The organism is Longimicrobium sp., from assembly GCF_036280135.1.
In the GTDB taxonomy this organism is placed as follows: Bacteria; Gemmatimonadota; Gemmatimonadetes; order Longimicrobiales; family Longimicrobiaceae; genus Longimicrobium.
Genome location: NZ_DASURI010000219.1, coordinates 1 through 24,215, shown reverse-complemented (window position 1 = coordinate 24,215; position 24,215 = coordinate 1). Strand labels below are relative to the sequence as shown.

The following is a 24,215-nucleotide window of genomic DNA, read 5'->3' as shown; positions in this document are numbered from 1 at the left end:
ACTCGCCCGAGATTGGTTCTCGAAGAACGGGATGATGAGGATCGTTGGATGTAGATGCAACCCGCCCAAGGCTATTGTCAAAGCGTGTACCGGTGGGGGCGTTGCCGGCGAGTGGTTCGGCTTTGGAGAGTTGCGGGCGGGGTGTAAATCGGCTGTTGTATGGCGCGAGCACTCATTCTGTTGGAGGGGGTGATCCCGGTTCCCGAATTCCCACAGTGGTAGAAGTAACAGCACTCGGCTCTGTAATGCCTCCTTCTCGCCTCGTTGCGACTGGTCCGAAGTCGCCACCCTGTGTTGCTCCCCAGGCCCAGATGGTGATCGTGGCCGCGGCAGCAAGAGTGAGCGATATGGTGTATTCGATCGAGAACGGGGCTTTAAACGATACAGGTGGTAGCGCATGCACCAATAAAAGCAGCCAAATTGCAGAGATGTAGAGGCTGATGATCTGGTTGATCTTAGATACGGAGAATGGACGCGGACCGGTCATGAAGTTCTTCAATGTCGCCCAAGCAGTCAGCGGATTAGGCCGTGTCAGGACTGTTTTGTAAAGAGGCCCTACGATTCCATCTTCAAGGAGGTCAACATGATTCTCCCAGTTTTCCTGCCATTGCTTGCTTCCCCGGTTGGCACAGTACCAGCCGAAGGAAAGAACAAACCCGATGCAACTCAGAAAAACTGACAGATCAGTCTGTTGCTGGTGATCATCGATCGTTTGAATCGCACCATAAGCGGCCAACGCTGCGGCAATGAAGGTCCAGAAGTAATTGGCGCGTGTCCAGTAAAGTTGGATCTCGAACTTGCGAATATCTAACGCGTGTTCAAGGGCGGCTTTCTGTACGTTCGGATCGCGTTTGGTGTCAGCAACCCCGAATGCATCACGGTACTCATCTGAAGAAACTTGCCGAGCCATATTGGTCGCCGCTCAGATGGAAGAGATATCACACTCCTACCTTCGTGAAAGGAATTAGAGCATAGATGAGGCCAACCGCCGGAGACAGGCGCACGACGTTTTGAGCACGGCGCGGGGACACGCCACCGTTGGCGCAGGTGGCCTTCCGGTCTCCGTGAGGGAGGCGTGGTGGGCGTGCCGCGCTGCTGCTGCAGGGCCACGGCGGGCGGGATGCCGTCGACCTCGTCGACGTCTGGGATGCCCATCTGGTGGAACAGCCGCCGCGCGTACGGCGCCACCGACTCCAGGTAGCGCCGCTGCGCCTCGGCGTACAGCGTGCCGAACGCGAGCGACGACTTGCCTGACCCCGACACGCCCGTGAACACCACCAGCGCATCGCGAGGGATGTCGACGTCCGCGCTTGCGGCTATTCAAGCCAATCGGTTCCTCAGCCACCGCCAGGCAGCACGCCATGGGTGGGCTCGCGGCGACGGGTGATCCCATTCGTCCATAAGGGCATGCAAGGCGGCGGCCTTGGGGCTGTTCATCCCTTCGTAAATCGCCAACGCCTTCCCTGCATTCTCCTTGGCGACCGCGTGCTCTCCCCGCGCGCGCAGCACCTGGGCGCGGAAAAGCAGTCCGGACGCCAAGCCGGGAAGGTCACCCATTCCTTGCGCCAGGGTGATCGCACGCTCGAACCAGGCTTCCGCGGCGTCCAGATCGCCGATGTCCAAGCGCATGTAGCCTAGGCCCACACACGCCGTTATGATCTCACCGGAGTCCTGGACTGCTTCCGCGATTTCCAGCGCCTCGCCGAACAGCCGCCTGGCCTCGTTCAGGTCGCCCTGCATCCCGCGCGCCTTCCCCAAGCGGTTCAGCGTCTTGCATCGCACCGATAGTCTGTCGGCCTGGTTCGATGGAGGTACCCCGATCATTCGGAGCGCCTCCTCAAGCGTTTCCACTGCGCTGGCGGTATCCCCCCGTTCTACGTGAGCGATCCCCAGGTTCAGCAGGCAGGTGGCGATGCCGTGCTCGAATCCGAGCCTGCGGTACGTGGCCATCGCCTGCTGAATGCTGGCCGTGGCCGAGTCAAGCGCACCCAGCATCGCAAACGCATTTCCCAGGCTGTTCAACGCCTCCGCGCGAACGGTATCGGCGTCGGGCCCGGCTGCGATCCGCAGGCATTCGTCAAGGGTAACGATCGCCTCCCGTGGTCGGCCCACGTGGTTGTAGAGCCCGCCCAGATTAAGGAGGGCGATGGCGGTCACGTCCGTCTCCCCCTCCGCGCGGCTGATCGTCACAGCCTCTTCGAGGGTCCGACGGGCCTCGGCGACGTCGCCCTGATCCGCGTACGCCTGCCCCATGCTCGCCAGCAGCCGGGCGCGGACCGCCGGACGCTCCCCGTGCAGGTCGAGCGCGGCCCGAAAGCAGCCGATGGCCCGGGCCGGGTCCTCGAACCGTATGTACAGGCTGCCCAGCTGCTCCAGATGAGCTCGCTCCAAAGGGACGTTCCCAAGGCGGCGGGCGCAGGCCAGCGCCGCTTCGGACCAGGGGATCCGTTCCCCGACCTCAAAGCGGAGCACGGCCATGATCCCGGCGGCCAGAGGAATCCGCATGCACACCTCCGCGGCGGCGTCATCGGTCTGCGCCCGTGCGGCCAGCCAGGGAAGAAGCCCCCGCACGTGGTCGCTTACCCGGTCGAACGCGCGCAGGGCCGCGAAGATGTCGTCCCCGCCCCTGACGAACGACTCGTTCCAGGTTGCCATCTGGTCGTTGTACCACCGCGCCAGCGCGAGCCGGGGATCGGGGGTGGGTGGCACGGGCGGGGCGGGCATCAGCGGCAAGGAACGAGGGTCGGCGGAAGGCGCGCGAAGTTCGCTCGAGGATCCGGCCGCGGGCGGCACCCCGTCACGGCGAGAATCGGGCATGCGCGAGGAGAGGAGCCAGGGCGGGGCCGGTCAGCCGCCCAGCAACGAGCGGGCGTACATCGACAGCAGGGGATGGATCTGGAACGACCCGGCTCCCTGGGGCTCCACCAGCCCCCGCGAAACCAGCCCGCGCAGCACCGGCCTGGGGTCGTCCATCATCTCCACCACGCGCAGCTCACTCAGCACCACGCGCAGCTCGTCGAGCGAGAAGACGGCGGGCTGCGCGGAAAAGGCACCCAACCCCATGAATGCGATCTTCAGCTCCGGCGGCAGGCGCTCCACGCTGCGCTCGACCAGCGCGGCCACGGTGGGAAGGGCGGGGGTATCGTGGTCGACCGCGTCGCGCGGCGCCTTGGCCCAGAGCAGCGCAGTGCTGGTGCCCAGCTCGTCGAGCAGCTCCTCCACGCCCCACCCCATCCGCTCTTCCGCGCGCAGCAGGCCACCAGCTACGTGAACGGCCAAGGGAAGGCACTCCAGCTCTGCCACCAGCCGCGCGCAGGCCTCCGGATGGGCCTGCACGACGGTGGGCGCCAGCAGCTCCAGCAGTTCCAGCGCTTGATCCGGGGAGAGCGGCGCGACCTTCGATACGGCGTGGGCGGGCACCTCCAGCCCGTCTACTACGCCGGGTGCGCGCGTGGTCACCAGCAGTGCACAGTCGGCTCCGCACGCGTCGATGATGGGCGTGGCATGCTCTACCTCCCACACGTCGTCCAGCACCACGAGCATCCGCTTTCCGCGCAGCAGCTGTCTGAGGGCCTCCAGCGCCTGCCGCAGCATCCCTGCGCCCAGCATCTCCTGGCTCCCCAGCACGTTGCCCCATCCCGCCACCCGCGCCAGCAGGTTGGGCAACGGGCCAATGGCGCCCCACAATACGCCGTCGGCGAACGTGGCGTGCACCTCGGGGTCATGGCTCAGCCGGTTCGCCAGCGTGGTCTTGCCGATTCCCGGAAGCCCGTGCACTGCCGCGAGCGCCTGCACGCGCACCTGACGGGTTTCGGCGCCCACACCCAGCAGCTCCTTGACGTGGTCCAACTCGCGCTCGCGTCCCACGAAGTAGCGAGGCTCGCCGGGGAGCCAAGTGAGCCATGCGGATTCGGCGGACGAGGGAACTACTCCCGACCCGGAGGATTCTCGGGCCGGGGGATAACCGTCAGAGTCCCAGTGGGCATCCATGAACGAAGCTGTCAACAAGAGTCGCAGGTGGGCCAGCCTCGCAATTGGCCGGTGGTTGCACGATATGGTTATTGGCATGAAAAGTCACGTGAATACACGTGACCATGCCGGTGAGCACCATCACGCGTGCCGAACGCGAGCGATGACTTGCCCGATCCCGACCCGCCGGTGAACACACCAGCGCGCCAGGACTCATCCTCGGCGTACTGCGTGCCGAACGCGAGCGGCGCTCCGACCTTATGCCCCGGTCCGCCTACGTGCCGCAGAAGGTCTGCAGCACCCGCTCCTGGGGCGCCGGCGGGTCCATGTACCGCGCGAAAGCTGGCTGGGCGTCGTACGGCTTGGCCAGCACGGTCAGCAGCTCCTCGAACGGGGCGAAGTCGTCGCGGTCGACGGCCGCGCGGATCACGGCCTCGATGTGGTGGTTGCGCGGGATGAACGCGGGGTTCACCGCGAGCATGGTGTCGCGGCGCGCGGCGGCGTCGCCCGGCTCCTCGGCGAGCCGCTGCCGCCAACGGGGCGCCCACGCGTCGTAGGCGGCGGGGTCGGCGAAGAAGCCCCGCACCTCGGCATCGGCCCCTTCATCCGCGGCCGCATGGCACAGCGCGCGGAAGGTGAGCGTGAAGTCCGCGCCGTTCGCCGCCATGGTCTGCAGCAGATCATCCGCGAGCGCGGCGTCGCCGTTGCGTTCGGTGGCCAAACCCAGCTTGCGCCGCAGGCCGCCCTGGTAGGCCCGTTCGAACACCGGGGCGAATGCCTCCAGCGCCTCCACGGCATCCGCGGCCGCGGCGTCCTTGTCGTCCGCCAGGAGCGGCAGAAGGCACTCCGCAAGCCGCGTCAGATTCCACTGGGCGATGGCCGGCTGGTTGGCGTAGGCGTAGCGGCCGTACGTGTCGATGGAGCTGAACACCGTCCCGGGATCGTATTCATCCAGGAATGCGCACGGTCCGTAGTCGATGGTTTCGCCGGCGACGGACGTGTTGTCCGTGTTCATCACGCCGTGGATGAAGCCCACCAGCAGCCACCGGGCAATGAGCTTGGCCTGCGCCCGGATCACGGCATCCAGCAGCGCGCGATACGGGCGCTCAGCGTCCGCCGCGTGCGGGTAGTGCCGGGCGATGACGTGGTCCGCCAGCGTGTGTACGCCCTCCACGTCGCCGCGGCTGGCGAAGAACTGGAATGTGCCCACCCGGATGTGGCTGGATGCGACCCGCGCCAGCACCGCGCCGGGCAGCATTGTCTCCCGGATCACCCGTTCCCCCGTGGTCACCGCGGCCAGCGCGCGGGTGGTGGGGATGCCCAGCGCCTGCATGGCCTCGCTGACCAGGTACTCGCGCAGCACGGGACCGAGCGCCGCCCGTCCGTCGCCGCGGCGCGAGAAAGGCGTGGGGCCCGCGCCCTTGAGCTGCACGTCGCGCCGGGTGCCGCCGCGGTCGATGACCTCGCCCAGGAGGATGGCGCGGCCGTCGCCCAACTGCGGGACGAAGCCGCCGAACTGGTGCCCGGCATACGCGGTGGCGATGGGGATCGCGGTTTCGGGCACGCGGTTGCCCGCCAGGACGGCCACGCCTTCGTCGCTGGCGAGCCAGTCCGGGTCCATGCCCAGCTCCGCCGCCAGCGGCGCGTTCACCCGGATGAGCCGCGGCGCGGCCACCGGCGTGGGGGCGACGCGGGCGAAGAACCGGTCCGGAAGCCGCGCGTAGGCGCTGTCGAAAACGGGCTGAGCCATGCGGGGGAACGCTGTGATTCGGGGTGTCGGGCTCACACCACTCGATTCCATCGACGGTGCGGAAGCCTGGGTACCCTCGCACAAGCCACGCCCCGCGGGGGGCACGGGGCCCGGGCCCGTCTGCTCCTCGTGAAGGCAAGAAGGGTCCGGTTCGCGCGCCACGCATGACGTGGGCTGATCGAAAGCCTGCCGGGTCAGGTCGTGCTCCCGCCTCCCGGCACCAGGCGGTGCAGGCGGGTGGCAAGGTCGTCGATGGCGGGTGGCTTCTGGATCCAGGCGACCGAGTCCACGTCGGGATCGGTGGCAATGTGGTCCGGCGGCAGCCCGGATGCGACGGCCACCGCCACGCCGGGACGCACGCTCCAGACCGCGCGCGCCAGGTCCAGCCCCGACATCGCGGGCATCTGCAGGTCGGTGACCACCGCGTCGAACGCCTGCGGGGCCGTCCGGAACTCCTGGAGCGCCGCCACCGGGTCCGTGAACGCCGTGCAGCGGTAGCCCAGGTGGACGAGAATGCGCGTCATGATGTGGCACAGGGCCGGCTCGTCATCCACGTACATCACGTGCTGCCCGGCGCCCCGGGGCCCCTGGGCGCGATCGTCCGCGCGAGGGACCGCGGCGTTCGGGGCGGCCGGAAGATGGATGTCGAACCGGCTTCCCTCGCCGGGCTGGCTGGCCACGGAGATGGTGCCGCCGTGGTCCCGGACGATCCCGTGCACGACGGAAAGGCCCAGCCCGGTGCCGGCCTGCCCCTTGGTGGTGAAGAAGGGCTCGAAGAGGCGTTCGCGGATTTCGGGGCGCATGCCGCAGCCCGTGTCCGTGACGCGGAGCCGCAGGTATCGCCCCGGCTTGAGCTCCGCCGAAAAGCCGGCCGCCGCCGCTTCCACGTCCACCGCGCCGAGCTCCACCGAGAGGGTCCCGCCGTCTTCGCGCATGGCGTAGGCGGCGTTGGTGCCCAGGTTCATCACCACCTGGTGCATCTGGGTGGCGTCGGCCCGCACCAGCGGCAGGCGCGGCGCCGCGTGGGAGCGGATCTCGATGTTGGGCGGCAGCGTGGCGCGCAGCAGCTGCAGCGCCTCGTCCACGACCGGCCCCAGGGGCATCGCGTCGCGCCTGGATTGCTGGCCCCGGCTAAAGAGCAGGATGCGGCGCACCAGGTCGCGCGCCCGCGCGCAGGCCTTCAGGATCTCGTCGACCCCCTGCCGCAGCTCGCTGTCGGGCGGGGCGTCGAGCAGCGCGAGCTCGGCATAGCCGTGGATGGCGGCGAGGATGTTGTTGAAGTCGTGCGCCACCCCTCCGGCCAGCGTGCCGAGGGCATCCATCTTCTGCGCCTGCCGGAGCTGGTCTTCCACCGCCTGCCGCCGCTGCTCCACCACGTAGCGCTCCACGTGCGACCGGAGCATCTCGGCCAGGGAGTCGATCAGGGCGCGCTCTTCGCGCAAAAAGGGTCCTTCGTCGGCGGCGGGGTGCTCGTGGCGATAGGCCACCTGGAGCACGCCGGGGCCGTTGCTGGCGCTGAACCCGGCGGTCTGCATCCACGGCGTGGCGGACCAGCCGGGCGACGTGGCCTCCAGGTCGCCGCACGCGATCCTCGCGCAGGCATCGTCGGCGTGAAACCACGCGGCCGGCATGCGGGCCACCAGCTCCGCCAGCAGCAGCCGGTCCACACCGCCCGCATGCTGAAGCAGGTGCGCGGCCTCGTGAAGCAGGCGCAGCTCCTTGACGCGCTCGCCCAGGCGCTGCACCAGGCGTTCCCGCTCGGCTTCGCCCTGCTTTCTCTCCGTCACGTCCATCACCATGCCGAACGTGGCCGGCGGCTGGCCCTCGGCCCCTTCCACCCGGTGCGCCGCGGCTTCCACGTGCCGCAGCGCTCCGTCGGGCCGCACCACGCGATAGTGGGTGCGGCCGTGCGTCCTGTCCCGCGGGGAAAGCGCCAGGTCGTCCAGCACGCGGGCGCGGTCCTGGGGATGGACGTGCCGCAGCCACGTCTCGATCCGCACCTCTCCGTCCGGTTCGGCGGTGATCCCCGTGAGCGCCAGGGCGCGGCCGTCCAGGCGAACGCGGTCGCTCCCCGGCACGTGCTCGAAGATCCCGATCCCGCCGGCGTCCAGGGCGCGCTCCAGGCGCAGCTCGGCGGCGCGCCGCATGGCGAGCTCGCCCCGCGCGGCATCCAGCGCCCGCCGCAACCGGCCGGTCGCGATGTGCAGGGTCTGCAGCGACACGGCGATGAACACGCAGCTCATCAGCCAGCGCGACGCAACGTCGTAGGAATCGGTGTCCCGGGGCAGCGGCAGCCCCATCCGTTCGGCGACGACCAGCGCCAGCCCCAGCGCCGCGCACACCCCCGTCATCACGACGCCCGCCCGCATGCCCAGCAGCAGGCCCGCCACCATCACGAAGACGCCGTACGCCTGGACGCCGGTGCTGCGGATTCCCCCGGCCGTGAGGGCGTTGAAGGTGAGCAGGGCGATGATGGCCCACAGGTAGATCCACGACGCCAGGCGAACGCGGCCACGGCCGGCCAGCCACAGCGTGAACAGCACCGTCGCGTCCACCACGACCATGACGCGCGCCGCGCGCCATGCGCTGTCGGGCTGGATGACCGCGATCACCGGCATGATCACCGTGACGATGAGCGCGGTGAACAGGGACACGCTGCGGAACAGGCGCACGTCCTCGGCCTGCTCGGCGTCCGTTGGCGGACGCTCGGCGGGGAGCCCCGGACGCGGAGTGCCGCTGTGGAAAGGTGGGGTCACGGTGCAGCCCTTTCCCGCAGAGCGTGCTGCCAGAGTACGATGATCCGTGGCTTGGCCGGAGACGTCTCTCGCGCCGGTGCCGCCCGGGGCCGTGCACGCGTGAACCCTCGTCAGGGACGGAGGCACGCCCGGCGGATGATTGGATCGGCGACCCGCATCCGTGAAGCGACGTGGCGTGCCCCCACAAGCAACACCCGGACCGCCCCCGGCGGCGCGCGAGGGAAGGAGCAACACGGAGCTGGATGGCCCGCGCGCCGCGGGTGAACGCGTCTGGCGGCTGGCCTGGAGAGGGGGCCCGTGCGCCCGCGGCGCGACGTCCTGGTTCCCGCGCCCGCACCGGTGCGCGGGCGCGGGACAACCGGCATATTCACGGCCCGGTTGGTCGTCCCCGAACCGTCCCGCGAAGATGCGCATGAGCAAAAGCCACGACGCCGTCACGCAGTCGCAGTTCGGCCCGCGCGCCGCCCTGTACGTCACCAGCGCCCTGCACGCCGCCGGCCCCGACCTGGACGCGGTGGAGGCGATCGCGGCCGAGACGCGCCCGGCGCGCGCGCTGGACCTGGGGTGCGGGGGCGGGCACGTGGCCTATCGCCTCGCGCCGCACGCCGGCGAGGTGGTGGCGTGCGACCTGTCATCCGACATGCTCGCGGTCGTCGCGAAGACGGCGCGCGAGCGGGGATTCGCGAACATCCGCACCCGGGAGGCGGCCGCGGAGCACCTGCCGTTCGACGACGCCTCGTTCGACCTGGTGGCCACCCGCTTCAGCGCGCACCACTGGCGCACCCTGGATCCCGGGCTGGCAGAGGCGCACCGCGTGGCGCGGCCGGGCGCGACGGCGATCTTCATCGACTCCATGTCGCCGGGACGCGCGCTGCACGACACGCACCTCCAAGCGGTCGAGCTTCTCCGTGACACGTCGCACGTGCGCAACTACACCGGGGCCGAGTGGACCACGGCCGTGACGCGCGCCGGCTTTACCGTGCAGCGCGTGCGCCGCCACCGCATCCGCATCGACTTCGGCACGTGGGTGGAGCGGATGCGGACGCCCGAGACGATGATCGCCGCGATCCACGCCCTGCAGGCCGCCGCGTCGGACGAGGTGCGCGCGTACTTCGCCGTCGAGCCGGACGGCTCCTTTCTCCTCGACGTCATCATGCTCGAGGCGACCGCCTGAACGATCGAGGGCGAAGTCGCGGAGCTCGATCTTCGCGTCCGCCCGCGCCTCAGGCGATCTCGTCGGTGTCGTCGTCCTCGGCGGGCTCGATGTCCAGCAGCGTCAGCTGGCCCGCCGGGTCGAAGCTGAAGCCCAGCCGGACGCTGCCGACCACGGCCCAGGAGACGTGGCTCCCCTCGAGCTCACCCGGCGCGGGTGGGCCCAGGGCGCCCTCCAGCGCGCCCTGCAGCACGCCACGGGTGGTGGTGCTCGTGACTTCCAGTAGCGTTCCGCGCTCGTTTCGCAGCGCAATCCGGCAGGGCACGAACCCGGGAAAATCATCCGCCTCGCCACCGGCGCCCGCCTGGAACACGCAGGTGAGGGCGAGTACCTCGGACTTTGCCCCCAGCGCTACCGCCAGCCCGAGCGGCGCATACGCGAACAGGTACGTCGCGACCGGCTTGGGGTTGCTCGGCTTTCCGAGCACGCGCAGCGCATCGTACGGCGCGTCGAACGCAATCCCGTTCAGCTCGCCGCGCACGACGTCAAAGCGAAGCGGAACCGCGCCGCCGGCCGGCCAGTCGTGCGTGGGATCCTTGCGGGATAAGAAGTCGAACAGACCCATGGTGTTTTGATCGGGGCGTTGTCGTGCATCGTATGCGGCGGCGGCCCACCACCACGCGCGAGTAGAGGCGGGGCCGGACCAACTCCACCGGCGCTTTGTGTGGGGAGATCCGCGCGCCGTCCACGTCTTCTCATCCATCTCTACGCCGAGCATGGAAGGATGAGGACCGGCGGATGGAGATGCAACCGCGCGCCGATCCATGCCAGGCGAGGCAGCAAGCTGGTTGGGGCCCGGATCGATGCCCGTGACGCATCGAACGCGATCGAGATCGACCCGTGCCGGTTCCGGCGGGAACGGCGTGATCCACTCAGGCTACGACAGCGCCGCCGCCACGGGTGTGCCGTGACGGCAGCGTCGCGTATTCTGCTCGTCTCGATGCGGCGGCCGGCGACGCTTCGCCGGAGGGGGTTAGCTGCCGGCCCCGACCGTCTGCGGGTACAGGATGGCGGGATCCGCGGCGAGGGCCGCCTTGGTCTGGATGCTGTCGGTGTCCACGAGCACCTCCAGCTGATCCGCCTCGATGCCGTCGAGGGCGGCGCGCACCACGTCCGCCGGATCGTTCTTAGGCACGTCCCATCCCGCCATCATGTCCGTGTCGGTGGCGGCCAAGTGCACGCCCGTCACCAGGGTGCCCTGCCCGGCCAGCTCCAGACGGATGCCATTTGTCAGGCTCCACTCCGCGGCCTTGGCGGCGCTGTAGGCGTTGGCCCCGTCGAACGAGAGCCACGAAAGCACCGACAGCACGTTCACGATGGCCCCGCCGCCGTTGGCCGCCAGCACGGGCGCGAAGGCCCGCACCACGCCCAGCGTGCCGAAGTAGTGCGTCTCCATCTCCAGCCGGATCTTTTCCAGGTCGCCCGTAACCAGGTTCTGGTGCGTGGTGATGCCTGCGTTGTTGATGAGCAGGTCCACGTCCTGCGCCCGCGCCGCCGCCTCCGCAATGGAGGCGGGATCGGTGATGTCCAGCCGCAGCGCCTCCACGCCCGGAATGTCGATGAGCGACGGATTGCGCGCGGTCGCGTAGACGCGGGATGCGCCCCGCTCCAGCAGCGCGAGCGCGAACTGCCGGCCGATGCCGCGGTTGGTGCCGGTGACAAGGGCGACGGAACCGGAGATCTTCACGTGTGCCTCCTGGCGAAATGTGCGCGGTCGTCACGGCGGACGATCAAGATGGAAATCTGTATCGATCGATACATAAATAGATGATAGGGACGCTTGCTCCCGGCTGTCAATGGGTTTACTATCGATCACTATGAAAAGCGATTCGACGCGCTCCCGCCGCATCGGCCGGCCGCTCTCGTTCGACCGGGAGGCGGCGCTGCACCAGGCGATGCTCCTCTTTTGGCGGCACGGGTACGAGGCCACGTCGCTGAGCCAGCTCACGGCCGCGATGGGCATCTCGCCGCCCAGCCTTTATGCGGCGTTCGGGGACAAGAAGCAGCTTTTTCTCGAGGCGGTGGGCCGCTACACGTCGTCGCGGCTGGGCGCCGCGGACGTCATCGAGCAGGCGCCCACGGCCCGCGAGGCGGTGTGGACGCTGCTGCAGGGCACCGCCGTCGCGTTCACGGATCCCGACCTTCCCGCGGGGTGCCTGCTGGTGAGCGGCGCCATCAACTGCTCGCCGGCGTCGGTCGACGTGCAGGCCGCGCTTTCCGAGATCCGGCTGGACATCGAGGGGCGGCTGCGCGCCCGGATCCAGCGGGACGTGGATGCGGGGCTGCTTCCCGGCGGCACGGATGCCCGCGTGCTGGCCGCGCTGTACATGACGCTCATGCAGGGGATGTCCAACCAGGCGCGGGACGGGGCGACCCGCGACACGCTCGTCGCGCTGGCCCACGCCGCGATGAACGCCTGGCCCGTCGACCCCGTCCAGGCGAACCCCTGAACGGCAGGAGGTCATCGGCACGCCGGCGGTGGAGCGGGGCGCTCGCCATCCGGCGACGATCCGGCCCGGTCGGACGCGCGGGCGGACGGTTGGGCGAACGAGGCTTGGGAACGGCGCCGGGACAGGCCACCGTTGATGCACGGTAGCGTCAACAACCCGAGCCCGATCGGCCGATGATACATCCTCTCCGCCGTCTCCTGATCCTTCTGCTTCTCCCCCTCCTGCTCACACCCGCGCTGGCGCCCGCCGCACACGCGCAGGGGCGGCCCGAGGTCGCGGGCAACTGGCTGGTGCGCGTGGCCGGCCCGCAGCCGTTCACCATGACGCTGTCGGTGGATGAGCACGGCGGCGTGCTCACGCCCCGCGCCCTGTCCCGGCAGCAGACCATCTTCCCCGGCGCCGCCGCGCGGACGGACTCGGGATTCGTGGTGAACGCGACGGCGTGGGAACGGGAGAACACGCTGGACGTGGCCGTCCGCGGCGATTCGCTGCGGGGCAGCTGGAGCACCGCCGGCCAGGCGCCCATCCCGGCGTCCGGAATCCGCCTGCCACGGGAGACGCTGGCGCCGTTGACCGGGACGGCGGTGTTCGACAGTGTTGTGCGCGTGCTGGAGCGGCACTTCTACGATCCCGGCTACAACGGTGCGGACTGGGCCCGGCTCGTGGCAGACGCGCGCCCCCGCATCGCCGCCGCGCGCTCCGACGGCGAGGCGTACGCCGTCATCAGCGGGCTGCTGCGTGCCATCGGCACGTCGCACCTGAACTTCACCGCCGTCCCGCGCGTTCCGTCGCCCGCCCCGGTCACCCCGCCGGCCGCGAGCGCGCCGGCGGCATCCGCGCCGGCCGTGAGCTGGCAGGTGCTGTCGCCGTCGCTGGGATACCTGCGCATCGCGAGCTTTGAACCGTCCGGCGAGTCCCTGCCGCCCGAGGTGGCGCGGCTGGACAGCGCCTTCGCGGCGTTCGCGGGGCTGCCGGCCATCGTCATCGACCTGCGCGGAAACGAGGGCGGCTCGGTGGACCTGGCCTACCGCCTGGGGCAGCACCTGCACGCCGCGCCCGTCGCCGCCGGCTATCTCGTCGTCCGCCGCGGGTTCGACGCGCGGGGGATGCGGACGGCGGCCGCGCTGGACCCCGCGACGGTGCCCACGCTCCCCGCCGATCTGCCCGGCGCCCTGCTGGCGGACGCGGTGGAAGCCGCCGGGGGCGCGGGGATGCTGTCCATGGGGGGCGGCCTGGCGCGCACGTACACGGGGCGCGTCGCCATCCTCATCGACGGCAACACCGGCAGCGCGGCCGAAGCCACGGCCGCCATGCTGCGCGAGACGCGCGGCGCCGTCACGGTCGGCGCGCGGACGGAGGGCGCCATGCTCTCGTCCGCGGACGTGATGGTGGCACCCGGATGGCGGCTTCGGTATCCCGCGATGGACTTTCGCACCGCCGCCGGCGTCCGCCTGGAAGGCGACGGCGTGCCGCTGGACGTGCCCGCCGATCCCGCCGACCGCGCCGCGCTCCTCCGCGCCGCCGCCGAGGCGCTGCGCGTACCCACCCCCTGATCTCCGCATGACCGACGCACTCCCCGCCGGCTCCAGCCGGCCCCGCTGGACCCTGTACGCGGCGGCGTGGCTCCCCATGCTCGCCGCGTACTTCGGGGCCATCATGGCCGGCGGCGACACCGCGCGGGACAGCCTGCTGCTGGCGCTGCACAACATCGTCCCGGCCGCGCTGGCGGGCATCGGCGTGGTGCACGCGTGCGCGCGCATCCCGTGGGGCAGCCGCGGGCGGAGCGCGTTCCTCGCCATCCACGCCGGGCTCGCCATCGCCTACTCGCTGGCGTGGTGCGGGCTGATGATGGGGACGCGCACCGTCGTGGAATCGCTCTGGACGGGCCACGCGCGGGTGTTCACGCTGAGCTTCGAGGAGCTTCGCTGGCAGCTGGGCGCGGGGGTGATGCTGTACATCACCATCGCGGCCGTGCGCTACGTGGGCGAGGTGGATGGCCGCCTTCGCGAGCAGCAGGCGCGCGCCGCCCGGGCCGAGGCGCTGCGGGCGCGCGCGGAGATGCAGGCGCTGCGCGCGCAGATCAACCCGCACTTTCTCTTCAACACGCTGCACTCCCTGCTGGAGCTGGTGAGCGCGGGCGACGGGCGGGCGGAGGAGGCCATCGAGCGCTTTGGCGCGCTGCTGCACCGCACCATCGACGTCCGCCGCAGCGCCGCCGACGACGTGCCCCTGGACGAGGAGATCCAGCTCGTGCGCGACTACCTGTGGATCGAGCAGCTGCGCCTGGGCACGCGGTTGATTGCAGAACTGGAAGTGGATGACGACGCCCTGCGCTGCACCGTCCCCTCGTTCGTGCTGCAGCCGCTGGTGGAGAACGCGGTCAAGCACGCCGCCTCGGCCCGCGTGGCGCCCACGTTCATCCGCGTCCGCGCGGCGCGGGAGGGCGGCCGGCTGCTGCTCTCGGTGGAGGACGACGGGCCCGGCGCCATCCTGGAGCAGGTGGAGCGGGCCCCGGGCGCGGGGCTGCGGCTGGTGCGCGGACGGCTGGAGGCGCGCTATGGGAACGAGGGGCAGATGCGGATCACGACGGCGCCGGGCGCGGGCTTCCGTGTGGATCTCGCGCTCCCGGCGGGCGCACCGGCGCTCGTGGCCGCGGGGCAGGGATGAGCGCGATGGCGATTCGGACGGTGATCGCGGAGGACGAGCCGCTGGCCCGGCAGCGGCTGCGGCGCTTCATCGAGCGCGATCCGCGCCTGGTGCTCGTCGGCGAGGCGGAGAGCGGGACGGCGGCCGTGGAGCTGATCGATCAGCTGATGCCGGACGTGGTGTTCCTGGACGTGCAGATGCCGGAGTGCACCGGGCTGGAGGTGCTGGAGCGCGCCGCGCATCGGCCCGCACCCGTGTTCACGACGGCGTACCCGGACTATGCCCTGCGCGCGTTCGAGGTGGAGGCGTACGATTACCTGGTCAAGCCGTTCGGATGGACGCGCTTCCAGGCCGCCGTGGACCGCGTGGCGCGCCGCCTGTCCGCCCCGCCCGCGCCAGCGCCGACGCAGACGCCCGCGCCCGCACCGGAGCCGTACCTGGAGCGGCTGTTCGTCCGCCGAAAGGGCGAGATGGTGCCCGTGAGCATGCGCGACGTGCACCGCATCGAGGGCGCGGGCGACTACGTGACGCTGTGCATCGGCGCGGACCAGGTGCTGGCGGACATCAGCCTGAACGAGCTGGAGCGGCGGCTGGACCCGGCGTGCTTTCGGCGGGTGCACCGGGCGCACATCGTGAACCTGGACCACGTGTCCGCCATCCGCCCCTACGACGAGCGCCGCCTGTCCGTGCGCTTCGCCGACGGCTCGGAGGTGGTGGCCAGCCGCGCCGGCTCCCAGCTGCTGCGCGAGATGGTGCGCTGACCGGGCGGAGCCTCGGCAAGATCTCATGTTCTGCGGCTCTCGTGCCCTTGGGTGTTCGTTACGGCCTTACTTTCCGGATATCTCCTTTGAACACGATACCATGCACGCTCGCACCGCCGGTCCTGCAGCGTGTTCACCAGTGACGGCTGCTCTCCAGATGCGAGCTCCTGCCCTGCTTTCGGTCGCCTTGCTGCTCGCATCAGCCTGCGATCGAAACCCAGGTCCGCCTCCCGGCGACACAGCCCCCGTGGCGGCTGCCTGTGTTTCGCGTCCCGAAGGCACGCGCTGGGGCGGCGATTACCGCGCCACCGCAGTCTTTGGCGACACGGACGAAGAGGCTGTGAGCGGGATCATGCTCGGTGGGATCGCTGTGGTGGACAGCATCGTGTACGTGATGGAGAGCGGGCGTCCGGCCCTGTGGCTGCTGCACCCGGACCTCTCCGTAATCCGCCGCGTGGGACGGCAGGGGGACGGGCCTGGGGAGTGGCGCTCCTTCGGTGCGTTCACGCAGGGCGGGAGCATGCGGCGCGTCAGCGCATCGGCGGACGGGGTGCGGATCTTTGACGGACAACGGGTGCAGGAGCTCGACCGGAACGGTCGATTTCGCCGCCTGCTCGTGAACGGCGGTACTTCCGAGAGCCTGTCCCACCTGCAGTCGCGCCTTGTCTTCGTCGGCGACACGCTGTTTTACAGCGCGGGCGGGTACGACCCGCTGAGCTCCGCGGCCACCGGAAAGGTTCTGGCGATCGGAGCCGCGCGGGAAACCGGGCGCGACGGGCGCCGGCCGTGGGCGGTGCGTATGCGTGTGGATGACCAGGACCAAGCGCTCCTGCAGTTGGATCTGGTGCCCGTTCGCGGTAAGAGCGGCGTGGGACCTGCCCAGGCCCTTCCGCTGTGGGACTCGAACGGAAGCTGCGTGGTCGCCTCGGATGGTGCCGAGCCTCTGCTGGTCTTTGCCCCGGTCGGCAGACGACAGGACACCGTTCAGGTTCCGCTTCCCGAACGGGTGGACCGGAATGAAAATTACGTGGACAAGCTGGGAGGCTTGGTTCCGCCGGGAGGACTGGAGCAGCCGACTGCGCCAACCAGGGTCATCGATCTTGTCCTGGACCCGGATGGATTCGTGTGGCTGTTGCCGGTGCAGCAGGATGAACCGATCTCGGGCGGTCTGGAGGTGATCCGGGTGCCACTTGGTGCCGGCACGGCCGTAATGGACACGGTGCCGGCGTTTCCCCGGGCGTTTGGTCCTCCTGGAGTCTACTTTGCAGGTACGCGAGGCCCCAATGACGAGATTTTTGTAATGCGGTACGAACGGGAGGAGAGCACCGGCCCGCCCAATCTGGAGAGGGTGCAAAGGTAGCCCTGGTTCTAGGGTACCCGTACATCGCTCGCGTGCCGGATGCCAGACAGGCCCACGCACGACCAACGTGTGTGGGCCTGCCTTTTGACACCGCGGTATCATCACGTCTGCAGAACGTCGCCGCAGCGTACGTAGAGAACCTCCACCAGCTGATTGTCCCGCCAGATCGACTCGGACTCGCACGTGCCATTGCTACAATATCGGCGCTCACCTCCGAGCGTAGGTGTGTAGGTGCACGCGGCGTACAGTTCGGAAAGTGGCATTGCCGCGAGCACGGCGGTCATTCCGATCGAAATGAGAAGGCTGCTGCGCATGGGCTGGTCCAGATAGGGAGATTGCGAGCAAGTTGAAGACGTCTTGATACCTTGGATTTTGTCAGATTACGCAAGTGTGCTGATTCGCTACGCCTTTGTGAGTATGCAGCAGGAAACTGCTGGACAGATCAGCCTGAACGAGCTGGAGCGGCGGCTGGACCCGGCGTGCTTTCGGCGCGTGCACCGGGCGCACATCGTGAACCTGGACCACGTGTCCTCCATCCGCCCGTACGACGAGCGCCGCCTGTCCGTGCGCTTCGCCGACGGCTCGGAGGTGGTGGCCAGCCGCGCCGGCTCCCAGCTGCTGCGCGAGATGGTGCTGACGGTGCCGATGCTTCGCCCTGAGCCCTCCGGGCTCAGGTCAGCAGACGGGACGCGCCGCTCCTCCTCCGTCAATACCTCACCACCGCGGCAGATTCATTCAGATGTTGAGCCTGCGCCACACCGGTAGAAATTTGTCTTGGAAAGAGCGGTGTGTGGCTGTTAGACTATGTTGAGGAAGCGGAACGATGCACACCATCTATGGGAGGGCACCATGAACAAGCTGAAGCTCGATCTGGACCAGCTCACCGTCGAATCGTTCGATACGGATGCGTCCGGAATCGCACGGCGCGGCACCGTGCGCGCGCACTCGCACCTCTGCGGTCCCAGCGACGTCTGCACTCCTACTTGGGGCGAACTCACCTGCGGGGACACCTGTGACAATACCTGCAACACTTGTGGTGCCAGTTGTGGATGTGGGGGTGGGAGTGGCTACAACAGTTGCTATGGCTCCTGTGGCGAGACGTGCAACACCTGCATCACGAACTGCGAGCAGGAGTCCTGCGGGGTCATCTACTGCCCCTGACGCCCTCGGACGGACCGCTGCTGGATAGAAGGCAAGGGCGGTGCACCGGGTGCGCCGCCCTTCGCGTGGTGCTGGACGAGCCAGCCCGGTGCAACGCGAGGCGGATACCGTGATTCCAGGCGCGATAAACGTTCGAGTGCATGCCGCTCGCAGCCCGATTAGCTTGCGCCACATCCCTCCGCCGGCACGTCTCTTTATCTCTCCCGCTCATGATCCGCATTCCCCTTCGGCCCGTCCTTGCCGGCGCGCTCATCCTGCTGGCCGCCGCGTGCGGCCCCGGCGCGGAGGAAGCCGCCCTCGCCACGCTCAAGGCAGACACCGCCTTTTCGGCGCCGGTCACCGTCCACATCCCCAAGGCCATCCAGGTGACCGCCGGGCTGGGCAGCGGAACGTTCAATGGGCTGGGCGGCGTGGCGCGCTACTGACCCCCACCGGCCGCCAACTTGATCCGGCCGGCGCCACGGTGCATGCGCTCGCCTCGTCGCAGCGGAGCTTTGCCCTTCCCGGCGTGACGGACGGGATGCTCGCCGACACCTGTACACCGCGACGGCGACCCTTCTGCGCAGCAGCGGCGGATGGAAGGCGGACCGCCTGGGACTCTGGCACTAGCGGCGCATGGCGGACCGCAACGAGCCCGGGCCATCGTGGGCCACTGACGTCCGCCCGTCCGCCCGTCCGCGCCGGTGAACGCCGCGCAGCCACCACGTCCCGTCAGTCGCGGATAATCTCGACGAGCGCGCGGGGGCCGTCCAGGCGCAGGCGGTCGCCCGTGCGCACCTCGCGAAAGATCCCCGCGCAGTTCACGACGGCCGGGCGGCCCGCCTCGCGCAGCAGGATGGACGCGTGGCTCAGCTCGCCCCCGATCTCGGCCACCACGCCCAGCACGCGCGGAAAGACCACGGCCCACGAGGGCTCCAGCGCCGGGACGACGAGGATCGCGTCCGGGCCCAGCCGGCCTGACCCATCCGCGGATTCCATCAGGAGCGACGCGAGGTCGTCCGCCTTGACCGCGCGCCCTTCCACGCGTGCCGGGACGAGCGCGATCCCGGGAAAGACGCGCCGGCCCGCGGCCGCCGCCTCGGCCCGCTCCACGTCGGCGCACGCCTGCTCGATCCGCTCGCGTGATGCGGTGGGCGGCAGGTCCATGCGGCGCGCCCGCTCCATGCGCGCACGGGCGGCCAGGGCGGCGGCGCGGAGGTCCGTCCCGGGCGCGAGCTCGGCGCCGCGAAGGAGGAAGACGTCCTCCGGCGCGTCGAGGGCGCCCGCCGCGTACAGGCGGTGCCCTTCGTCCAGCAGGCGCGCCCGCAGCCGCTGCCAGCGGCGCATGAGCTCGTCGCGGAACCACTCGCGCCGCTCGTCCATCCAGTAGAACGGCCGCGCGATCCGCCACCCCGCCGCCGTCTCCGCACCGGCGCGTACGCTTCCGCCAGCCGCCCCGGCGCTCGCGGCGAGGTCGCGCAGCAGCACCTCGCGCATCTCGCGAAAGCGCGGCCGCGACGGATCGCTCTCCAGCGGCCCGCGATGCCCGAACTCCGCGAGCCACGCGTCCAGCCCGGCCTCGCGCGCTTCCGCCGGGAGCGTGGCCAGGGCGCCGTACCGCTCCATCATCTCCCGCGTGACCACCCGCGCCGCGCCGCGCACCCCGAGCGCCCGCCGTACGCGCGTCACCCCCGACAGCACGCTGTTGATGGCGAAGTTCGTCCGGATGGCGAGCGTCATTGAGGCCACGTTGGCGTCGAACAGCTCCGGGAGCGACGCCGCCCCGTCGATGCGCGCGTCCAGCTCGGCCAGCGCCCGGGGGATGTCGCGCACCGTGCGCACGCACGTCCACTGCAGGCGGACGAGCGTCGGCGTGTGGCGGAGAAAGCGGCCCGGGATCACGCGCCCATCCTCGGGGGGCCCGCCTTCGCCGCCCACGCCCTCGGTGACAAAGGCGCGGGGGAGGCCCCAGTGGTCCATCAGCCGATAGAAGAACGAGAAGTTCATCCACGCCCGCTCGCCGACCTCCACCGCGTACGCGTCCCCCCACGCGGCCACGGCCGGATCCACCTCGGCGAAGAACGACAGGACCTCGCGCCCCGCCGCGCCCAGCACCGAGGCGATCCACGGGCTGGGTGGGTCGCCCAGGATCTCCTTGTGGTTGGCCAGGCTCAGCGTCTCGTTCCGCGCGACGGGAAAGAGCGCCGGGCGCACCTGGAGAAGGACGTAGCCCGCCCGGTCCCGCGCGAACTCGATGTCGATGGCCTCCGTGCCGCCGCGCGCGCCGCGGCCAAAGACCGCGTAGACGCGCGCCAGCCACGCGGACCACGCGTCGCCGCGCGTGAGGTGGCCGCGCGTGACCTCTCCGCGCGCCAGGCCGGCGGTGAGACGATCGTTGCCCCCGGCGGCGATCGTGCGCTCGTAGTGAAAGCCGTCGAAGAACGCCACGCCGGCCTCGGCGGCCTGCACCAGCGGCTGCGCGAAGACGGCGCCGAGCGGGGCGCCGTCCGCATCCTTCGGCAGCGCGGCGACGACCTTCGCGAGGGCGCGCGCGTACTGGCCCGGCTCGTGGACGACGACGGAAAGGAGCTGCCCCGCGTTGGACGTCTCGCGCGTGTCCTCCGTGGGTGAGCCCGAGCGGAGGATGAAAGGCCCCCGCGCGATCTCCGGCGGGAGCGCCCCGGCCGCCGCGGCGTCGGACGCGCGGACCCAGACCGTCGCGGGAACGCGGAGGCCGGCGGCGTGCGCGCGGCGCAGGTTATCGAGCTTGGGGACGCCCGGGTTCCGAAAGCCGCGAAGCGGTTTCCACGGCAGCGTCTTCAACGGCAGTGTTTTCAACGGCATCGGCAAGGGCCCTCACCCAGCCCGGGGGATCGTCCATCATGGGATAGTGGCCCCACGCGGGAATCCGCCGCACGGGCCACGACACGCCCAGCGCGGCCTCCGTCCACGCCAGCTCCCGCCCGGGGACCACCGTGTCGCGCTCGCCCCACCAGACCGCGACGTGATCCAGCGCCTCCGGCCGCGCCCTGAAATCGGCTTCCAGGCGCCGAAGGAGCGCCGGCGTGAGCCACGCGAAAAAGTCGGGGAGCGCGGCGCATCGCGCGTACCCCTCGAAGAAGCGCGCGCGCATCTCCCCATCCAGCGGCCGCCGGAAGTGCTTGCGGGCGAAGCGCGCCTGGAAGCGCGGGGACACGAACGCGCGGCGCAGGGCGGCCTGCGCGGGCCGCATCCGCAGGACGCGCGGCATCAGGCGGCGCTCCAGGCCCCACAGGACGGGCGCCTGCAGCAGGAGCGGCACCCCGGCCAGCTCGCCCCGCGCGCGAAGGCACAGCGCGAGCAGGCCGCCGATGCCCGTCGCGTACACGAGCGGCCGGCCCGCGTCATCCCGCGTGCCGGTCTCCGCCCGGACCGACTTTGCGACGGCGTCCAGGAACGCGTCCAGGCTTGCCGCGCGCGGGCGGCCCTCGAAGCCCGGGTAGGGCACGTCGTGCAGCGCGAACGGCGGCGTCCCGCCCGGTCCGGCGAGCTCCGCGAGAACCCGGCGCGCGGGACCCAGCCGCGCCGTGGCGTGGCCGTTCCCGCCCAGGAAGACCACGCGGGGCATCGCGCGGGGGAGAAGCGGTTCCGTCACGTGCGCGCCTGTGGGGATGGAGAAATCCGCATCGGATTCGGTGCCTGTCATGGGTGCGGGCGCGCCGAAGCGGTGCACGCGAAACGGCCGCGGCGCCGTCGGGCTTCCGTCACGAACGTAGCCTTCTCGCCGGCGCCCGGTCCATGGATTTCGTCCATCCCCAAGAGCTCCGATGTCCGACGTGCACGAAAACTCTTTCCCGCATTAATCGTCTGGATTAGAATGCATTCTCCACCTGCACCACCACCCAAGGAGGATCGCATGCAGAAGATCACGCTGGACCTCGACCTGATCGAAGTCATCTCCTTCCCCACGGAGCCGGAAGACGACGGCGATTACGTGGCTGCCATCTCCGGGAACGCGTGCGTAACCCGGCCCACGATCTACGGCACCTGCTGCACGCCCTGATCATCCGATCCACGTCGAATCGATGAAGGTCGGCCGGGCCGCCGCCGCGGAAAGTCGTGGCGGCGGCTCGGCGCATTCTACTCGCCCGTGCCTCAACTCATGCGCGCGACGAGGTCGCGGGCGGCGGCGGGCCAGGACGGGAAGTCGAAGCGAAAGCCGGCCTCCAGCAGCCGCCCCGGGACCACGCGCCGGCTCTTGAGCAGGAGCTCCGCGTCCGTGCGGTGGACGACGGCGGCCATCTCGATCATCCACCGCGTCCCGCCCAGGCCGATGGGCACGCCCGCCGCCGCGCGCAGCACGCGCATGAACTCGCGCTGCGGCAGGGGCTCCGGCGCGGCGAGGTTCACGGCGCCGTCGATGTCCTCGCGCTCCAGCAGCCAGAGCACGGCCCGCGCGAGGTCGCGGTCGTGGATCCACGACATGTACTGCGCCCCGCCGGCAATGGGCCCGCCCAGACCCAGCCGCGTCAGGCGGTGCAGGATGCCGAACACCCCGTCCCGGTCCGGCGCCATGGCGATGGCCATCCGCAGGGCCACCCGGCGCGTGCGCGGCGTGTTCGCGACGGCCTGCTCGCGCTCCCACGCCCGCGCGATCTCGATGCTGTAGCGCCAGTAGCCCGGCACGTCCGGCTCGTGCCCGCCGATGATGCCCGTCGCCTCGTCGTTGGGCGCGTCATGGCGATGCGCGTAGATCGTGGCGGTGCTGGCCTGCAGCCACACGCGCGGTGGCCGCGACGCCGCCTCGATGGCCTGCGCGACCGCGCGGGTGGAGTCGATGCGCGAGGCCAGCATCTCCGTGAGGTTGGCCTTGTTGTAGCGGCAGTTCACGCTGCGCCCGGCCAGGTTGATCACGGCGTCGGCGCCGTCCACCTCGTGGGCCCACGGGCCGAGCGTCCGCCCGTCCCAGGCGACGACGCCCGGCCCGCGCGCGGCACCGCGGCTGAGCACCACCACTTCGTCGCCGCGGCGGCGCAGCGCCTCGATCAGCACCCGCCCGATCTGCCCCGTCCCACCCGGCACCACCATCTTCATCGGCACGGTTCCACCCGCCTGTACCCAGATTTCGAACGAGTTCAACTTACGACTCGAGCAAGGATATGCCGTGCTTCTGTCCGGGGCAAGAGTTTTGTTGAACGCGTTCGAGAGAACGGGCCCATCGTGAGCTGATTCGTGACGCGGGGGACGGGTCGGCCGTGAGAGGGAGGGTGACCCTGTGGATGGAATTCGGGGCGAGTCCATCCGTACTGCTCTCGAGGAAATGCCCGTGCGTGTCAGAAACGGGTATTTCCAGTCGTCGTTAGTATGCGCATGCGCAGTCGACGTCACTCCAGCTCCTGTTTTTACCTCAAAAAGGATCCCGCCATGAAGAAGCTCCGACTCAGCCTGGATGAACTGCACGTGGAGTCGTTCGACACGCGCACCGGCGCGGATGCCCGGCGCGGCACGGTCCCGGCGCACATGGCCACCACGCCGGACGTCTGCGTCACCGATCCGAACTACTGTCTCAGCGACAACTACTCGGAGTGCAGGAGCTGTATCCAGGGCACGTGCTACAACTCGTGCGGCGGCACCTGCGGCGCGTTGAGCTGCGCCGCGAGCTGCGCCGGCTACACCTGCCCGCCGCAGTGCTGGGACTGAGATGCACGCGGGGCCGCGGATCTCCATCCGCGGCCCCCGTTCGTCGAATGCCCCGCTCCACGCGTCAGAGGATGTTGCCAAACCTGAGCGCTACGAACCGCGTCATCCTGAAAGGGTGTTGCTGAACCGTTCCGCCACTCTCCGCGCGATTGTCATCCTGAGGGAGCGCCTGCGCGGATCTTGAATGGGCACAAAGCCTTCGTCGCCGCCACGGCCCATGCAGCGGTCGGGATCGCGCGGCGGCTCCTCAGGATGACAAGCTCGTGGCGAGGTATGGCAACCCCCGCTCAGGATGACGCTCCCTGGCCTCGACCTCTCAGAGGGGGTTGCCCAACCTCGCGCTTCGGGCCGCGTCATCCTTGTGTGTTGACGATGTGCTAAGTTCACCACCGTACGGGCCAACTCGTTCATCCTTTGGTTGAGAAAACCGTTCCTCAGCATGGGTGGCCCGTACGGCAGGTGGTCGCAAGAGCTCGAACAGTTGGGCGGAC

21 protein-coding genes and 1 pseudogene are annotated in these 24,215 nt (G+C 69.9%); 11 read left to right on the top strand and 11 right to left on the bottom strand.

The features are described 5' to 3' along the window. Window positions 1–172: 172 nt before the first annotated feature. The 6 genes and pseudogenes from VFZ20_RS06655 to VFZ20_RS06635 all read right to left on the bottom strand — a co-directional run bounded on the left by VFZ20_RS06655 (window position 173) and on the right by VFZ20_RS06635 (window position 8,475). Window positions 173–910, bottom strand: a complete 738-nt coding sequence (locus VFZ20_RS06655) for a hypothetical protein (protein WP_329683060.1) — start codon at window positions 908–910, stop codon at window positions 173–175. A 155-nt stretch (window positions 911–1,065) separates the two neighbouring features. After that, window positions 1,066–1,311, bottom strand: a pseudogene (locus VFZ20_RS32720) (hypothetical protein); the annotation flags it as partial. A gap of 9 nt (window positions 1,312–1,320) precedes the next feature. Next, the gene (locus tag VFZ20_RS06650; protein WP_329683059.1) at window positions 1,321–2,724 is read right to left on the bottom strand and encodes a tetratricopeptide repeat protein; all 1,404 of its coding nucleotides are present in this window, start codon (window positions 2,722–2,724) and stop codon (window positions 1,321–1,323) included. Window positions 2,725–2,847: 123 nt separating this feature from the next. Further along, window positions 2,848–3,849, bottom strand: a complete 1,002-nt coding sequence (locus tag VFZ20_RS06645; RefSeq protein ID WP_329683058.1) for an NB-ARC domain-containing protein — start codon at window positions 3,847–3,849, stop codon at window positions 2,848–2,850. A gap of 394 nt (window positions 3,850–4,243) precedes the next feature. Then, window positions 4,244–5,719: a protein adenylyltransferase SelO gene (locus VFZ20_RS06640; RefSeq protein ID WP_329683057.1), complete on the bottom strand. Its 1,476-nt coding sequence runs from the start codon at window positions 5,717–5,719 to the stop codon at window positions 4,244–4,246. A 194-nt stretch (window positions 5,720–5,913) separates the two neighbouring features. Then, window positions 5,914–8,475, bottom strand: a complete 2,562-nt coding sequence (locus VFZ20_RS06635; protein WP_329683056.1) for an ATP-binding protein — start codon at window positions 8,473–8,475, stop codon at window positions 5,914–5,916. 412 nt (window positions 8,476–8,887) lie between these two features. Here VFZ20_RS06635 and VFZ20_RS06630 point away from each other — a divergent pair, with 412 nt between their 5' ends. Next, window positions 8,888–9,649: a class I SAM-dependent methyltransferase gene (locus tag VFZ20_RS06630; protein ID WP_329683055.1), complete on the top strand. Its 762-nt coding sequence runs from the start codon at window positions 8,888–8,890 to the stop codon at window positions 9,647–9,649. A 49-nt stretch (window positions 9,650–9,698) separates the two neighbouring features. Here the strand turns inward: VFZ20_RS06630 and VFZ20_RS06625 are convergent, their stop codons facing one another. Together VFZ20_RS06625 and VFZ20_RS06620 are read right to left on the bottom strand one after the other, a co-directional pair. Further along, window positions 9,699–10,253 carry a hypothetical protein gene (locus VFZ20_RS06625; RefSeq protein WP_329683054.1) on the bottom strand — a complete coding sequence of 185 codons (555 nt, stop codon included), beginning with the start codon at window positions 10,251–10,253 and terminating at the stop codon, window positions 9,699–9,701. Window positions 10,254–10,661: 408 nt separating this feature from the next. Next, the gene (locus VFZ20_RS06620) at window positions 10,662–11,375 is read right to left on the bottom strand and encodes an SDR family oxidoreductase (protein ID WP_329683053.1); all 714 of its coding nucleotides are present in this window, start codon (window positions 11,373–11,375) and stop codon (window positions 10,662–10,664) included. 130 nt (window positions 11,376–11,505) lie between these two features. Between VFZ20_RS06620 and VFZ20_RS06615 the strand changes: the two genes are divergently transcribed. The 8 genes from VFZ20_RS06615 to VFZ20_RS06580 all read left to right on the top strand — a co-directional run bounded on the left by VFZ20_RS06615 (window position 11,506) and on the right by VFZ20_RS06580 (window position 18,491). Continuing rightward, complete coding sequence (locus tag VFZ20_RS06615) at window positions 11,506–12,138, top strand: TetR/AcrR family transcriptional regulator (protein WP_329683052.1); 633 nt, start codon at window positions 11,506–11,508, stop codon at window positions 12,136–12,138. A 173-nt stretch (window positions 12,139–12,311) separates the two neighbouring features. Continuing rightward, window positions 12,312–13,691, top strand: coding sequence for a S41 family peptidase (locus tag VFZ20_RS06610; protein WP_329683051.1), 1,380 nt, complete (start codon window positions 12,312–12,314; stop codon window positions 13,689–13,691). 7 nt (window positions 13,692–13,698) lie between these two features. Next, window positions 13,699–14,805, top strand: a complete 1,107-nt coding sequence (locus tag VFZ20_RS06605) for a sensor histidine kinase (protein ID WP_329683050.1) — start codon at window positions 13,699–13,701, stop codon at window positions 14,803–14,805. Between the two features lie 5 nt (window positions 14,806–14,810). Beyond that, window positions 14,811–15,545, top strand: a complete 735-nt coding sequence (locus VFZ20_RS06600; protein ID WP_329683049.1) for a LytTR family DNA-binding domain-containing protein — start codon at window positions 14,811–14,813, stop codon at window positions 15,543–15,545. Between the two features lie 247 nt (window positions 15,546–15,792). Next, window positions 15,793–16,905, top strand: coding sequence for a hypothetical protein (locus tag VFZ20_RS06595; RefSeq protein ID WP_329683048.1), 1,113 nt, complete (start codon window positions 15,793–15,795; stop codon window positions 16,903–16,905). A gap of 417 nt (window positions 16,906–17,322) precedes the next feature. Then, window positions 17,323–17,670 carry a LytTR family DNA-binding domain-containing protein gene (locus tag VFZ20_RS06590; protein ID WP_329683047.1) on the top strand — a complete coding sequence of 116 codons (348 nt, stop codon included), beginning with the start codon at window positions 17,323–17,325 and terminating at the stop codon, window positions 17,668–17,670. 84 nt (window positions 17,671–17,754) lie between these two features. Next, on the top strand, window positions 17,755–18,066 hold the full coding sequence (locus tag VFZ20_RS06585) for a hypothetical protein (protein ID WP_329683046.1): 312 nt from the start codon (window positions 17,755–17,757) through the stop codon (window positions 18,064–18,066). A 209-nt stretch (window positions 18,067–18,275) separates the two neighbouring features. After that, window positions 18,276–18,491: a hypothetical protein gene (locus VFZ20_RS06580; protein WP_329683045.1), complete on the top strand. Its 216-nt coding sequence runs from the start codon at window positions 18,276–18,278 to the stop codon at window positions 18,489–18,491. Window positions 18,492–18,777: 286 nt separating this feature from the next. On the opposite strand, the gene VFZ20_RS06575 is transcribed toward VFZ20_RS06580, so the two are convergent. Continuing rightward, entirely contained in the window at window positions 18,778–20,868 is a 2,091-nt protein-coding gene (locus VFZ20_RS06575) for a PEP-utilizing enzyme (RefSeq protein WP_329683044.1), read from the bottom strand. Continuing rightward, on the bottom strand, window positions 20,804–21,679 hold the full coding sequence (locus VFZ20_RS06570) for an alpha/beta hydrolase (RefSeq protein ID WP_329683043.1): 876 nt from the start codon (window positions 21,677–21,679) through the stop codon (window positions 20,804–20,806). The genes VFZ20_RS06575 and VFZ20_RS06570 overlap by 65 nt, the downstream gene beginning before the upstream one ends. 261 nt (window positions 21,680–21,940) lie before the next feature. Here VFZ20_RS06570 and VFZ20_RS06565 point away from each other — a divergent pair, with 261 nt between their 5' ends. After that, complete coding sequence (locus tag VFZ20_RS06565) at window positions 21,941–22,087, top strand: hypothetical protein (protein ID WP_329683042.1); 147 nt, start codon at window positions 21,941–21,943, stop codon at window positions 22,085–22,087. 92 nt (window positions 22,088–22,179) lie between these two features. Here VFZ20_RS06565 and VFZ20_RS06560 read toward each other — a convergent pair whose 3' ends face one another. Continuing rightward, on the bottom strand, window positions 22,180–23,118 hold the full coding sequence (locus tag VFZ20_RS06560) for an epimerase (protein WP_329683041.1): 939 nt from the start codon (window positions 23,116–23,118) through the stop codon (window positions 22,180–22,182). Window positions 23,119–23,448: 330 nt separating this feature from the next. Between VFZ20_RS06560 and VFZ20_RS06555 the strand changes: the two genes are divergently transcribed. After that, window positions 23,449–23,724 carry a hypothetical protein gene (locus tag VFZ20_RS06555; RefSeq protein ID WP_329683040.1) on the top strand — a complete coding sequence of 92 codons (276 nt, stop codon included), beginning with the start codon at window positions 23,449–23,451 and terminating at the stop codon, window positions 23,722–23,724. Window positions 23,725–24,215: the final 491 nt, after the last annotated feature.